Annotated in this window: 10 protein-coding genes; 3 read left to right on the top strand and 7 right to left on the bottom strand. The window is 46.6% G+C overall.

Going from position 1 to position 13656, the window contains the following annotated elements; genetic code table 11:
* Positions 1–17 precede the first annotated feature (17 nt).
* Entirely contained in the window at positions 18–623 is a 606-nt protein-coding gene (locus GC130_RS03230; RefSeq protein ID WP_151996826.1) for a tetratricopeptide repeat protein, read from the top strand.
* Between the two features lie 6 nt (positions 624–629).
* Here the strand turns inward: GC130_RS03230 and GC130_RS03225 are convergent, their stop codons facing one another.
* Entirely contained in the window at positions 630–1343 is a 714-nt protein-coding gene (locus tag GC130_RS03225) for a tol-pal system YbgF family protein (RefSeq protein WP_151996825.1), read from the bottom strand.
* On the bottom strand, positions 1340–2374 hold the full coding sequence (locus tag GC130_RS03220) for a DNA/RNA non-specific endonuclease (protein WP_151996824.1): 1035 nt from the start codon (positions 2372–2374) through the stop codon (positions 1340–1342). Before GC130_RS03220 ends, GC130_RS03225 begins: the two co-directional genes overlap by 4 nt.
* 88 nt (positions 2375–2462) lie before the next feature.
* Here GC130_RS03220 and GC130_RS03215 point away from each other — a divergent pair, with 88 nt between their 5' ends.
* Entirely contained in the window at positions 2463–3710 is a 1248-nt protein-coding gene (locus GC130_RS03215; RefSeq protein ID WP_151996823.1) for an NAD(P)/FAD-dependent oxidoreductase, read from the top strand.
* On the opposite strand, the gene GC130_RS03210 is transcribed toward GC130_RS03215, so the two are convergent.
* The 4 genes from GC130_RS03210 to treF all read right to left on the bottom strand — a co-directional run bounded on the left by GC130_RS03210 (position 3711) and on the right by treF (position 9225).
* Positions 3711–5471 carry an IPT/TIG domain-containing protein gene (locus GC130_RS03210; protein WP_193217752.1) on the bottom strand — a complete coding sequence of 587 codons (1761 nt, stop codon included), beginning with the start codon at positions 5469–5471 and terminating at the stop codon, positions 3711–3713.
* A 17-nt stretch (positions 5472–5488) separates the two neighbouring features.
* Positions 5489–6598 carry an outer membrane beta-barrel protein gene (locus GC130_RS03205; protein ID WP_151996821.1) on the bottom strand — a complete coding sequence of 370 codons (1110 nt, stop codon included), beginning with the start codon at positions 6596–6598 and terminating at the stop codon, positions 5489–5491.
* A 73-nt stretch (positions 6599–6671) separates the two neighbouring features.
* A complete protein-coding gene (locus tag GC130_RS03200; RefSeq protein WP_151996820.1) occupies positions 6672–7562 on the bottom strand; it encodes a 3-hydroxyacyl-CoA dehydrogenase family protein in 891 nt (296 codons plus the stop codon).
* Positions 7563–7614: 52 nt separating this feature from the next.
* Entirely contained in the window at positions 7615–9225 is a 1611-nt protein-coding gene (gene treF, locus GC130_RS03195; RefSeq protein ID WP_151996819.1) for an alpha,alpha-trehalase TreF, read from the bottom strand.
* A 269-nt stretch (positions 9226–9494) separates the two neighbouring features.
* Here treF and GC130_RS03190 point away from each other — a divergent pair, with 269 nt between their 5' ends.
* Positions 9495–10625: a PQQ-dependent sugar dehydrogenase gene (locus GC130_RS03190; protein WP_151996818.1), complete on the top strand. Its 1131-nt coding sequence runs from the start codon at positions 9495–9497 to the stop codon at positions 10623–10625.
* Positions 10626–10705: 80 nt separating this feature from the next.
* Here GC130_RS03190 and leuS read toward each other — a convergent pair whose 3' ends face one another.
* The gene (gene leuS, locus GC130_RS03185) at positions 10706–13477 is read right to left on the bottom strand and encodes a leucine--tRNA ligase (RefSeq protein ID WP_151996817.1); all 2772 of its coding nucleotides are present in this window, start codon (positions 13475–13477) and stop codon (positions 10706–10708) included.
* Positions 13478–13656: the final 179 nt, after the last annotated feature.

The following is a 13656-nucleotide window of genomic DNA, read 5'->3' as shown; positions in this document are numbered from 1 at the left end:
TATCTCAAAGTTGTCAGATGAGTTTGAATAGAAATTTCCTCAAGGGATTTTTAATAGTGATGGTGTGTTTGGTTTCGTGCAAAGACGAGGCTGTGGTGAAGGGCGATCTGCTTTATGAAAAGGGGCAGTACAAGGAGGCCATTGAGGCCTACGACCAGTATCTGTCACTCAATCCGACGCATGTAAAGTCTGTATACAACAAGGGGCGATCTTATGAGGAACTGGGGCAGTACGATAAGGCTCTGGAGTCCTTCAGAAGAACCCTTGAACTTGACGGCAAGAATGTGCCGGCACTTTTGAGCATTGGTCAGTACTATTACAGAGACGGCCAGTATGACAATGCGGCTTTCAATTTTGGAAAAGCTGTTGAAATTGACGGCTCCAATTCACAGGCTTATTTCCTGCTGGGGCGAAGCTACCACCTGCAAGGCATGATGAAAGAGGCGATGGGGGCATACAACAATGCCATTAGCCTTAACAATGACCTTGGAGAGGCTTACTTGTACAGAGGTGCTTTGAAAGTCAATCTTAAGCAAGGGAACAATGCTTGCAATGATTTTAAAACGGCAAAATCACTGGGAGCGAAGGACGCAGATGAAGCTCTTTCCCAATACTGTAAATAACAGGCCTTAATTTTTTATTTGGGTCATTGAGGGGATAATGAAGTGCTCTTTGTGATTGCAGAGCACGTCCGATCCACTTCTTCCCAGCCCGTTACAACGGGGGCAGTCCTGCACCACATGCTTTTCACCCCGACATTGTGTGCAGGTTTCTTTGCCTTTTCCAGTGCAAACATCACATGTTTTATATACATTTTCTCCAAACTGGTTTTTGGAAATCTGAACGCCTTCGCCAAGGCATTTGTGGCACGTTATCTCTCCGAATCCATGACATAGCGGGCACTTGTCATCGATGTGCCCCGAGCCATCGCACTGGCTACATGTGATCAACCTGAAGCCATCGTTATCACAATATTCACAGGCCTCTATCTCCCTTGCCAGCACGTCAAGCCGGTTTTGCAGCATTTTGGCTTCGTTGAAATACTCGCCAGACTTGCCCGTAAGGTCTGTGTACTTATTAAGGAAATTGCGGCTGCTTTGAAGTTGGTGGTTTTTTTCCAGCGTGAAAGCGAAAAAGTACAACGCCTCGGTAGGTACTACTTCGTTGAGAGAGAGAATCTGGCGGAATTTTTTGTCAGCAGCCCGATAATCTTCTTTGGCCATATACCCTTTGGCCTCTTCGAGCAATGCTTTGGCACGGCCCTGACCAGTTTGAGCCCACCCACCATACGATGAGATGATCAATAGGCAGAATACCATGCTTTTCATTGTCCAACTTCTCATTTCCAGAGGTTTTTATTAATTGTGCTCTCCAATTTCTTTTCTAATTCATCGGGAATCATTGGAAAGAAATCCAGCCCTGTGATCTTTTCGATGGAGTCAATAGTCACGGTATATTCCATTATTCCAAGGGTTGAGGCCTTATTCTCCATCACAAAACCAATTGCCTTCAGCTCGGGTTCAGAAATGTCCAGCACAATTTTGTAAAACTTTTGAGGAACAGCCACTTTATTCTTTCCTATTTTCTTGGCACCACCTTCTACGATTGGGCCTACCACCACAAAAAGCTCTTTGTCTCTCTTTCCCCAATCCCTGACCTTTTCCTCCAACTGTTTCCAAATTCCCCGATTGAACGAGGGATCCTGAGGACTCATGTTGCTCAGAAAGAAAGTGCCATCCATAGCCGACTGCGACCAGCTAAAATCGGCGGCTGGTGCCAGATGTCCCCTGTCATACCCAGACCCTTTATAGTCGGCTAAAGTTGCAGACTCAGTCCGCACGTCTTTGTCTGGTCGAAAGTTATCCTTTCTTTGGGCCGCATTCTTACTGATGTTTTCGGCTGTTAGCCGGTAGGCCACCCACTTAGGCTGCTCAATGTCCTCGTCGTAGGCCAGGGTGTAGCCCTCATGCTCCACGATAAGGTCGTCCTGGCTGTAAGCTGGCCAGGCAAAGTCGAAGGAGGTGGTGTAGTAGTAATGGTCGTAGTCTGTGGGTATTTCTACCTCTTCAGCAGGCTTGTCAGATGATGACTTTCCAGTTTTAGGCTCCGTCTTAACAGGCTTTTGAGCTGACGACTTTTTGCCACTTTCTTTTTTTTCAACCTGATTCGAAGGTTTTTTAGAGGATTCTACAGTCTGTTCTTGCTTGCCCCCGGCCTGAAGAAAGTCTGGCAGGCCATCATTATTTTTCAGATACCATGCCAGTCCTATTACCAGGATCATCACAATTCCGAGTATGAGCCCCGAATTGCTTCCTGAGTCTTTAGACGATTTACGGGTACTTCTATTTTTTGCTGGTGCTTTTTTCTTAGCCATTGGTGCTTTTTGATCTCTAAAGACAAATCTAATTTATCTGTTTGAATGAATCCCGTATTTTCGTGCCTTCTTACAAGGAAATTTGCAAATGGCGGTCAGGTACGATCTGGTAGTAATAGGAGGAGGGGCGGCGGGAATTTTCGGTGCGGTGAACGCCTGTGTTCAAAACCCAGGCTTGAAGGTCGCAGTTGTGGAAAAGACCAGTAAGTGGCTCGGGAAGGTGAAAGTGTCGGGCGGCGGTCGCTGCAATGTGACACACGACTGCCAGTATGCCTCACAGCTTGTAAAGCACTATCCAAGAGGTGGTAACTTCCTTAAAAAGGTATTCGATCAGTTTGACGCCAGGGACACAGTGAAGTGGTTTGAAGAAAGGGGAGTACCATTGAAAGTGGAAGCAGACGGACGAATGTTTCCGGTGACCAATTCGTCGCAGACAGTTATTGATTGCCTGTTGAAGGAGGCTGAGAAGTACAATGTTGAGCTCATTCCTCATTTTGCTGCAAAAGAGCTGGAAAAGGCTCCTAACAGTTTTCTTGTGAAAAGTGAAACCATCGTTCTTGAGGCTGATAAAGTATTGGTCACCATAGGCGGGCAACCCAAAGAAGATGGGTTTAGCTGGGTCAAGGCACTGGGGCACACCATAGTTGCACCAGTACCATCGTTGTTCACCTTCAACGTGCCGGAAGGCGGACTTAAAGAATTGTCTGGCGTGTCAGTTCCATCTGCAGAAGTAAAAGTGGCTGGCCGTGGGCTGGCGGCAACAGGCCCGCTGCTGATCACGCACTGGGGCTTTAGTGGCCCGGCTGTATTGCGCCTTTCGGCATGGGGCGCCCGGGATTTGGCAGAAATTGGCTATAAGTCAGTGTTTCTGGTGAACTGGTTGGGCGATAAAAAGGAAGAAGCCTTGCGGGGTGAGATAGAATCACATGCAGCGCAAAGCCCCAAAAAGGTAGTTTTTGGAAATCCAATGTACGGCCTGCCTGGTCGCCTGTGGGAAAAAATAGTTGAAAGAGCAGGGGTTACGCCCGAAAGACGCTGGCTCGACCTATCCAAAAAAGACAAGAACAGACTATGCGAGATGCTGATTCGCTGCACATTCGATATGGATGGCAAAACAACCTTCAAGGAAGAATTTGTTACCTGTGGAGGCGTGAGTCTGGATGAAGTAAACCCCGCCACTATGGAGAGCAGAATTGTTCCGGGCCTCTATTTTGCAGGTGAAGTGCTTGATATTGACGGTATTACTGGCGGCTTTAATTTCCAGAATGCCTGGTCAGGGGCGTGGGTGGCTGCGAAGAGTGTCGCACGTGGTGTTGTCAATTCCTCTGGCGCATGATTATTTGACTTCTATGTCATACATCCATATGTCAGTCAGAGTGCTACCAAAAATGGGATTCAGCGGCGCAATAAAGCCAACATACCCTTTGTTGCCGATTTGGAAAGAGCTTTTGTTATAAGCTGGCCTGCCAGGAAAATTCTCGATTCTAGTCCACAGGTTGGAAGCAAAGCTATAGCGATACATCAACACTTCATTGTTGGCAGAATAGTCTCCCAGATAAAGATCTCCATTAACCACAAATGTAATTGGGTTGTTTGTTTGATAGGACTTCTGAAAAGGGACTGTTGTGATAGGGGTGGTGTCAAAGTCTGATGTATTGGGGTCGAATAGGTACATTTTTGGCATCGAACCGCCAAATGTGAACGGGATTGCATATCCTTTGTTGCTGGCCACGAAAAGGGCATCACGACTATCTAATGGGAAGGGAAGAGGGTTTATTTTAAGATACCACTCATTGACCGAAATATCGTAGACTTTAATATCATAACGATTGCTTTCCGTTCCACCTAAAATATAGGCGTGATCATCTACAACCAAGGTTCCTGAGCCGCCGGTTGAAAAATACTGATTGACGGCGACAGGAAACTGTTTCCATTCGTTAGCCTCTGGCGAATATATCCAATAATCACGATAATTCCCTGACCTTGCCGTCCGATAGATCAGGCCATTTATTACAAATGAGGTTGCATCCAATCTTGTATCGCCCGGGAAGTTGGCCATTTTTGTCCACTCGTCGTTAGTAGAGTTATATCTCCATACTTCTTCGAAATAGTTCGAGTTAGTTCCGGAGCCGTATCCACCAATATAAAACGCAGCATCTTCGGTAGTAACCAGGTTGCCGCCAGTCCTTGGTTCACCAGGAAAATCATTTAGCTTACCCCATCTGGAAACGGCCTCAATCGTTTCGTCTGTTGTAAAGGTCAAGCCATTGACTTCAAGGGATACTGGAGCGTTGCCTGGTGTCATTGCATAAGGCATAATGAAGGATATCGAATTACTATCAGCTTGTAAAATTGTGGCGCTTCCTGAATTACCTACATGGACGATATTTTCTTCTAGGGTCGCAGCAAAGCCATGCCCGGTTAGGCTGATTACTGTCTCACCAATTATTCCCCGTATCGGGGAGATCGAAGTGATATTATGGCCATTGACTGTGATTTTTTCAGGACTTGCTGCGGAAGAACCTCTGCTGAGTATTTTGAAAGTAGTTGGCCCTACATACTGACTTTTGGGGACGATGAACTTGATGGAAGTGAAGCTTAGTTGTATAATTTGACCATATACACCTTGGAAGAATATACTTGTTTTACCTGGTGAAAACCCTTTGCCGAAGATTGTAACCGTGTCACCCACATCAACCATTTTTGGCTGGAAATCAAAAATCTCTAATTTCGGGCTACCGGCGCTGGTAAATGATTTGTGTTCAGAAACGATTTCATATTGAGGGGTCTTGACATAGGCTGAAAAAGAATAACTTGTGTCGACAGATAAGCCGCCTTCTATTCTTAAGGTCATCATATCGTCTGATAATGGCGTGATCTGATAGTCAAATGTTTCATGAGCACTGAACCAGCGAAAGCCAAACGCAATGATTTCGCTTGAATTCCCAGGAATTAACCTGGCGGATATTGTTACCCCGGTACTATCTACGTTGATAGCCTCGTTTGTGATCAGTATCGGATAGTCTTTTGGAAGTGGGATATCCTGGTTTTCCGCACACGAACTGATAATCACTAACACAGCGACACCTAAGAACAAAATTTGGCCTAGGGATCTCATAGGTTTGTTTTTACGCTAAATGAGAAGTTGCTAATTTTCTTGTCTTGATCGCTGACATGAAGGGTGCCTAACTCAACAAAAATAAAACGTTTTTTGGCTAAGTATAATTGTGAGCCTATTCCCCACTTAAATCCGATCAATGGGTTATTGAAGTTTATTAAATCATTTTGACTTTTAAATGAAATAGTGTTGTTACCGATGTCGGCTTGAAATAGCTCAGACTTCGACTTAAAATTGTACCATAAAGAAGGGCCAGCGAAGACGTATGGGCTAACTCTTTTCGCCTTAAGGATGGCAAATTTTGGAGTTATGGATAAATCAAGTGCTGCAAGAGTAATTTTCACATCCTGATTTATCGAATTAGATTTTAGTTCCTTTACAAATGACTGATTAGAGGCGTTTAAATGGGTGACAACGCTCATTCGCCTGGTTTTCCAAAAAGGGATTTCACTAAATAGACCCACTGAAAATGAACTTGTTGAAAGAGAATATCTTCCGAAGGCATTTTCCTTGTAAGATTGATCCCCAAAGAAAAGCGTGGAGGAGGTTGCTGAAAATGAGATTCCATAATTGAAAAACTGAACCTCCTGGCAATCACTTCGATTATAATTTCTTGTAAAATTTGACAGAGAGTTTCGGTTGTATTTCACAAGATGGGCGAGGCTAACGTTTGACATTGAACAAAACGTTGACTTTTCCTCAATGAATGTTGAATAGTTAGAATGTCCAATGGGTACTAAGCCATTTTCATCGTGCCAAAAGAAAAACCGGCTAACTTCGTATAATGTTGCTCGCCCACTCACTAATGTTTGGAGAAAAACATTAGAATTGAGTCCATTTAATTCAACCCTTCTGCTGATAAACTGTGTGCTGTCACTAAATCCAAACTCGGTTACCATATCAGCACCATAAGCCTTGGGAGGATGCTTTTTTGATAAGAAAAAATATACTGAATCAGGAGTAGATTGATTGAACCGAATTCTCCCCGAGGAATAGAGAGAGTCCTGAATAACAATGTATCCCTTGTGTTGCGCTTTGACATTAATGCAGGCGCAAACAATAAAAAAGGTAACTAGCAGTACTTGCTTAAATATTGCTTGAATCAAGAGTATACTTTTCTATTAAACGATGGCTGCCTCTTGAAAGGGAAGATACGGTATTTTAGCTTCGATAAGAAAACTATTTTCTAAAGCGGTTAGATAAAATTACTTCCTTCGACCCGGCAGTATACTGATAAAAACCTTCGCCAGCTTTAGCTCCCAGCTTACCCGCTGTCACCATATTGACCAACAAAGGGCAGGGGGCATATTTCTGGTTGCCTAAGCCGTCATACATTACTTTAAGGATAGAAAGACACACATCCAATCCAATGAAGTCAGCCAGTTGCAAGGGGCCCATTGGATGTGCCATACCCAGCTTCATCACAGTGTCGATCTCTTCGACGCCAGCCACGCCTTCGTACAACGAATAAATGGCCTCGTTGATCATGGGCATCAGGATGCGGTTCGCCACAAAGCCAGGGTAGTCGTTTACCTCGGTTGGTATCTTGTCGAGGGTTCGGGAAAGCTCCAACACTTGCTTCGTCACTGCATCGCTGGTGGCATAGCCACGGATCACCTCTACCAGTTTCATTACAGGCACCGGGTTCATGAAATGCATACCTATCACTTTATCCGGTCTTGAAGTGACTGAAGCAATTTTAGTGATGGAAATAGAAGAGGTGTTGGAGGCAAGTATGCAGCCCGCTGGAGTCAGTTGATCCAGTTTACGGAAAATCTCCAGCTTGATGTCCATTTTCTCTGTCGCAGCTTCCACCACAAGGTCAGCCTGCGCAACACCCTTGGCAGTTTCTGTGAAGGTGGTGATGTTGGAGAGGGCTGTTTCCTTGTCTGATTCGCTGATCAGCTCCTTGCTTACCTGGCGGTCTAGATTCTTTGATATTGTAGCCTTTGCTTTCTCAAGCGCCGCCGCCGACACGTCGACAAGAGCCACTTTAAAACCTTTCAATGCAAAAACATGAGCGATGCCGTTGCCCATGGTGCCAGATCCAATCACTGCTATATTCTTCATGCTATGTAGGGTTAATGCTTTGACGGCAAAACTAAAAAGGATATTAAAAAGCTCACCTGTTGTTGTCGATTCTTTCGTCGTGCAGCAGGCGCAACACAACGCCATTGCTCCAGCCGAAGCCGTCCTGTGTAGGGTATTCTCCGCCTCCTGCATCGAGGCTCAGGTCAAGCACGTTGTATTTTTCCATCATCTTCCCTGTCTTATCAAATACACGGGAGTTCAATGTAAGCCACCTTTCGCTTATCTGGTCAGCCAGCAGGTCGTTGCCATACCTGCGGAACCCGTAGATGGTCATCCATTGCAAAGGAGCCCAGCCATTCGGAGCGTCCCACTGCTGACCCGAGATAATGTTCGTCGTGGTAATGCCGCCTGGCTTCAGTAGATTACGTCTCACGGCGCCCTCTACCTTTTGAGCCTGGCTTTCATCTGCCAGTCCGAAATAAAGAGGGTACATGCCGGCGGGAGTGATGAAGTTTCTTTGCGCCGCAGATGGCCAGTGGTAGTCAACAAAATAGTTTTTTTCGTCACTCCAGAAGTACTGGAGGATGAGCGACTTTCGATCGCTGGCCAGTTGATCAAACTGTTGTGCTCCATCATCGTCGCCACCAAAGGCCTTCAGTCTGGAAATGGTTGATTCCAGGTTGTACATGAGACTGTTGAGGTCAACCGGCAGGATTTCCGTGGTAACGATCGTTTTGAAATCACCGGCAATAGCAAACCAGCGGGTACTAAAATCCCAGCCTGACTCGCAGGCTGCCCGCAAGTTGGTGTAAAGCTCCACTTTCTGATTTTCGCTAAGCCCTTCCGCAAGCTCTACGTCTTCCCGGTACGATTCCGGCCTGGGCTCTGGCCTGTCATCGAAATAGCGGTTCATGATCAAGCCATTGTCTACCATCACCACTCTACGGTAGGCCGGGTTGCCCTGGTTCAGGGTCTCTCTGCCATCCATCCAAAAGGCATATTCTTTTTCAAGCGCCGGCAGGTATTTCACTACGGATGAGTCACCTTTTGAGTCAGCCAGCAGGTTGACCATAGCTGCAAAGAAGGGCGGCTGCGAGCGGCTGAGAAAGTAAGTGCGGTTGCCGTTGGGGATAAAACCGATGGAGTCGATCAGGTAGGCAAAGTTGTCCAGCATGTTCTCCATCAGGTCTTCACGACCAGACACCTGTAGGCCGAGCATTGTGAAGTAGCTGTCCCAATAGTAAATCTCACCGAAACGCCCGCCTGGCACCACATATTTGTAGGGCAGAGGAATTAATGAACTGTAACTCTTTTCATCCGGAGACCGGGTGAGATAGTCCCATTTCTCTGTGAGTATCTCTGTAAAGCTTTTCGTTGTGTCAGGCACATAATCAGCACCCTTGGCCATCGGCTTTCTGAAATTGGCACTTACAAACTCCCCAAGACTAAAGCCTGGTTGATCTTTTTTCTCCATGTACTCAGCCACGATCTCAGCAGCAGGTCTCAAAGGGTCGCTGTCGACAAAAGTTTTTGAGTCAGAAAAAATTTGAGCCATTTGCACGTCGTGAAAAAGCACTCCCAGGTCTTCGTTGGGGCTGTAGGAGGCATTAACGTCAACATTTGACGGCTGGTCGCTGGGCTGACAAGCAAAAAGAAGGGCTAAGAATACTAGCTGGGTGTACTTCCAAATGGAACGTTGCATAGGTTGGCTTTTGGTAAGAATCATGACAGTCATTTACTTCTCAAAGCGAAGTCTGTAACTCATTTAAAATTGTCATAAAATGTAAAATTATCCAAAGCAGACCAATCTCAGTCAGAATTGTCCTATTTTTACAAAAGCTTTCATTTCTTAGGAAGAGCTGGCTCAATGATTGGTCAAGAGATTTTTTTAACTATCACCAGGCCTCCTGACTTCTGAAACGTAACAATTAAGTGCTAATCCCTGTTAAACTGCAAGACCTTTATTAAATTATGAAGAAGAAAAATATCTATGCGCTTGCCTTCCTGGCAACATTACTCATCGTCACTGGCTTCAGCCGCAGGTTGAGTGACGACACCATCACGAATGTTGAAGCACCTTTTGCCTTTGAAACAGAAGTATTTGCCAAAGGCTTTGAAAGTGCCTGGTCGATGGCCTGGCTGCCCAACGGTGATATGCTGGTGGCCGATAAGCCGGGCAAGCTTTGGAAGATCGCCAAAGGCAGCAAAGAGAAAACCGAAATCAAAGGCATTCCTGCTGTGTCTACTAAAGGCCAGGGTGGTCTGTTTGATGTAGAACTTCACCCTAACTATGCAAATACGGGATGGATATACATCAGCTACGCCGGGCCAGGTGAAGGCGGAGCCAACACCGTCATCATTAGAGGGAAGCTTTCAGGCAACGAACTGACAAGTCAGGAGACAATATTTAAGGCTGGCCCTTTGACGGAGAAAGGACAGCATTTTGGCGCACGGATGGCGTTTGACAAAGATGGTTATCTTTTCTTTTCAGTAGGAGAGAGAGGAGAGATGGAAAATGCCCAAACCCTGACGAATGATTGTGGCAAGATCCACAGAATTTTTGATGATGGCAGAGTGCCGGAAGATAACCCCTATGTGCGGATACCTGATGCCAAAACTACCATTTGGAGCTATGGACACAGGAACCCTCAGGGACTGAAATTTCACCCGACCACAGGCGAACTGTTTGAGCACGAGCATGGCCCGAGAGGTGGTGACGAAGTAAACATCGTTCGCAAAGCAAAAAACTACGGCTGGCCAAGAATCACTTACGGCATCGACTATGATGGCAGCATCATCAGCAACGACAAGGTAAAGGAAGGCATGGAGCAGCCTATCCACTACTGGGTGCCATCTATTGCTCCTTGTGGAATGGACTTCGTAACCAGCGACAAATATCCTGAATGGAAAGGCAACCTGTTTGTTGGTGCCTTAGCCGGACAAACGCTTGCCAGGCTTGAAGTAAAAGACGGCAAGGTGTTGAAAGAAGAGCGTCTGTTGAATGGTGTGGGCCGTATCCGTGACGTAGCTCAGGGGCCTGATGGCTATCTTTACATTTCCACTGAAGGGCCGGGGCAGATTATCCGGTTGATGCCGAAATAAAACAAAGTGGAGAGCTAGTAGCAGGAGAGTGGGAGAGTAAATTCAGTTTACTCTCCCATTCTTTTTTTACCTGGCTTTCTTTAAAGGACAATATTCACAATCCTCTTCGGCACCACAATCACCTTCTTCGGTGCCTTTCCCTCGATCCATTTCTGCACATTTTCGTCGGCCAGCACGGCTTTTTCTACCTCAGCAGGCGATGCATCGGCAGAGAAGCTCATTTTGTGCCTCATCTTTCCGTTGATACTGATCGGGTATTCGAAGGCATCCTCTTTGACGAATTCAGGATTGAACTCAGGGAACTTCGAATAAGTGATACTCTCGGTATTACCCAACTTCTCCCAAAGTTCTTCGGCGATGTGAGGAGCATAAGGCGCAATAATCTGGGTCAATGGCCCTAGAATCTCCTTTTTGTTGCATTTCAGGTCAGTGAGCTCATTCACACAAATCATGAAGCTGCTCACGCTGGTGTTGAACGATAGCTTGTCCACATCATCCGCCATCTTTTTGATGGTTTTGTGAAGTACTTTCAGTTCGTCAGCTGTTGGTTTTTCAGAAGAAACGCTCAATTCACCTTTATCATCGTGGAACAGCCTCCAGGTCTTGCGAAGGAATTTGAAAACGCCGTCGATGCCGTGGGTGTTCCAGGGTTTGAATTGCTCCAGCGGCCCAAGGAACATCTCGTACAGGCGCAGGGTGTCAGCGCCGTATTTTTCAATCATATCGTCTGGATTGACCACATTGTACTTCGACTTAGACATCTTTTCGACTTCCCAGCCGCAAATATACTTTCCACCTTCGAGTACAAACTCCGCTGTGGCAGCATCCTTGTTAAATTTCTTGTAGGCTTCGATATCAAGCACGTCATTGGTGACGATGTTGACATCTACATGCAAGTCCACCGTGTCGTACTGGCCTTTCAACCCGTGCGATACAAACTTGTTTTCACCCTTCACCCGGTAAACGAAGTTCGATCGTCCCTGAATCATTCCCTGATTCACCAGCTTGGTCGCATATTCGTCTACCGTTACCAATCCAAGGTCGTAAAGGAACTTGGTCCAGAACCGGGAATACAGTAAGTGCCCGGTGGCATGCTCGGAGCCGCCAATGTACAAATCGACCGATTGCCAATACTCCTGAGCTTCTTTGCTGCAGAACTCCTTTTCGTTGCTTGGGTCCATGTAGCGGAAGAAATACCAGCTTGATCCAGCCCAGCCAGGCATGGTAGTCAGCTCGTAAGGATGGCCTTCCTGAGTTTTAAAGTCTTTCGCCCTGCCAAGAGGTGGTTCGCCATCTTCGGTAGGAAGGAATTTATCGACATCAGGAAGCTCCAACGGCAATTCGTTATCTTCCAGCAGGTAGGGGATTCCATCCTTGAAATATACCGGCAAAGGCTCACCCCAGTAGCGCTGACGACCAAAAATGGCATCACGCATCCTGAAATTCACTTTACGAACGCCAATGCCCTTTTCTTCCACGTATTGACCGGCCTTCTCAATCGCTTCCAGCGGAGTTAATCCGTTCAGCATCCCCGAATTGACCATTTTGCCCTGTTTGGTAGGGTCGGCTTCGGTATCTGTGATTTTTTGCTCGTCGATGATTTGTGTAATCGGCAAGCCGAAATGCTTCGCAAAGTTGAAGTCACGCTGGTCGCCACTCGGCACGGCCATTACGGCACCCGTACCATAGCCGGCCAGTACGTAGTCGGCGATATAGATAGGCACTCTTTCGCCCGAGAAAGGATTGATCACATAAGAACCCGTGAAAACGCCTGAAACAGTCTTCACATCGCTCATCCGGTCTCGTTCCGAACGGTTTTTCGCCACTTCCACGTATTGCTCCACTTCGGCTTTTTGCTCCGTAGTGGTCAGTTCTTTTACAATGTCTGCCTCTGGTGCCAGCACCATAAAGGTGACTCCGTAGATAGTATCTATTCGGGTGGTGAATACCCGTATGCTCTTTTCTGAGTTTTCGATTTTGAAGTCAACCTCAGCGCCAATGGACTTGCCAATCCAGTTGCGCTGCATTTCTTTGATAGGCTCTGGCCAGTCGATGCGGTCCAGGCCTTCCAGCAAACGGTCGGCATAGGCCGTGATGCGCATACTCCACTGCGGCATCTTCTTTTTGATCACCGGATGACCCCCTCTTTCGGAGAAGCCGTCTTTCACTTCGTCGTTGGAAAGTACAGTACCCAAAGCAGGGCACCAGTTTACGGTGGTTTCGTTGATGTACGTTAGCCTGTATTTCAGCAGTGTTCTTTGCTGGTCGGCTTCCGACATGGCTTTCCAGTCTGTAGCCGTAAATAGCGCTGTATCATCATCGCAAACAGCGTTTACCTTGCCATTGCCTTCAGTTTCAAATTTAGCAATCAGCCCAGCAATGGGTTCCGCTTTGTCGGTGTCTCTGTTGTACCAACTATTGAATAACTGTTTGAAGATCCATTGCGTCCACTTGTAGAACGATGGATCACTGGTGCGCACTTCTCTTTCCCAGTCATAGGAGAAACCGATATTTTCCAGTTGCTCCTTGTATCGTTTGATATTGGTGTCGGTAGTAATGGCTGGATGCTGCCCCGTTTGAATGGCGTATTGCTCAGCAGGCAAGCCGAAAGAGTCGAAACCCATCGGGTGAAGCACGTTGAATCCCTGCATTCTTTTGTAGCGGCTCACAATGTCGGAAGCGATGTAACCCAGCGGGTGACCGACGTGCAGCCCGGCGCCAGACGGATAGGGGAACATGTCGAGCGCATAGAACTTAGGTTTGGACGTGTCGGAGCCGGTTTTGAATACCTGTTTCTCTTTCCAGTTTTTCTGCCATTTCTGCTCAATCTCTCTGAAGTTGTACTCAGCCATTACCAGTGGTTTTTCAATTAGCTGGCAAAATTAATGATTACAGTCAGAAATGAGTGGATTTTGCGAAAGGAAAGGTGAGTTTAATTTAGAGGGTGGGATTCACGCAAAGTCGCAAAAACCGCAAAGGAGGGCACTATGCCTTTGCGACCTGATTTATCAGGCTGCGCCTTTGCATGATT

The organism is Imperialibacter sp. EC-SDR9, from assembly GCF_902498805.1.
Taxonomy (GTDB): domain Bacteria; phylum Bacteroidota; class Bacteroidia; order Cytophagales; family Cyclobacteriaceae; genus Imperialibacter.
This window is presented reverse-complemented; position numbering and strand designations above follow the sequence as displayed.

What these genes read in the sequence shown, in the direction of transcription:
- treF (WP_151996819.1), bottom strand. Translation starts at nt 9,225, where the DNA reads ATGCAACGTTCCATTTGGAAGTACACCCAGCTAGTATTCTTAGCCCTT.
- GC130_RS03200 (WP_151996820.1), bottom strand. Translation starts at nt 7,562, where the DNA reads ATGAAGAATATAGCAGTGATTGGATCTGGCACCATGGGCAACGGCATC.
- GC130_RS03220 (WP_151996824.1), bottom strand. Translation starts at nt 2,374, where the DNA reads ATGGCTAAGAAAAAAGCACCAGCAAAAAATAGAAGTACCCGTAAATCG.
- GC130_RS03230 (WP_151996826.1), top strand. Translation starts at nt 18, where the DNA reads ATGAGTTTGAATAGAAATTTCCTCAAGGGATTTTTAATAGTGATGGTG.
- GC130_RS03225 (WP_151996825.1), bottom strand. Translation starts at nt 1,343, where the DNA reads ATGAGAAGTTGGACAATGAAAAGCATGGTATTCTGCCTATTGATCATC.
- GC130_RS03215 (WP_151996823.1), top strand. Translation starts at nt 2,463, where the DNA reads ATGGCGGTCAGGTACGATCTGGTAGTAATAGGAGGAGGGGCGGCGGGA.
- GC130_RS03190 (WP_151996818.1), top strand. Translation starts at nt 9,495, where the DNA reads ATGAAGAAGAAAAATATCTATGCGCTTGCCTTCCTGGCAACATTACTC.
- leuS (WP_151996817.1), bottom strand. Translation starts at nt 13,477, where the DNA reads ATGGCTGAGTACAACTTCAGAGAGATTGAGCAGAAATGGCAGAAAAAC.